1 protein-coding gene is annotated in these 262 nt (G+C 59.9%); it reads left to right on the plus strand.

Going from position 1 to position 262, the window contains the following annotated elements:
* A partial coding sequence (locus tag SB751_RS31835; RefSeq protein WP_410749252.1) for a cbb3-type cytochrome c oxidase subunit I occupies positions 1-262 on the plus strand: 262 nt, incomplete at both ends.

A 262-nucleotide genomic window follows, 5' to 3' on the forward strand; every position in this document is an offset into this window, starting at 1 on the left:
GGTTCTTCGGCTCGTACATCCTCACCATCGCCATCCTGCACATCTTCAACAACATCGAGATGCCGGTGACGCTGTGGAAGTCGTACTCCGCCTACTCGGGCGTGCAGGACGCGATGGTGCAATGGTGGTACGGCCACAACGCCGTGGGCTTCTTCCTGACCGCGGGCTTCCTGGGGATGATGTACTACTTCGTACCCAAGCAGGCCGAGCGCCCGGTGTACTCCTATCGCCTGTCGATCGTGCACTTCTGGGCACTGATCAC

The sequence above is a fragment of the Cupriavidus sp. SIMBA_020 genome, assembly GCF_046535395.1.
GTDB classification, from domain to species: domain Bacteria; phylum Pseudomonadota; class Gammaproteobacteria; order Burkholderiales; family Burkholderiaceae; genus Cupriavidus; species Cupriavidus campinensis.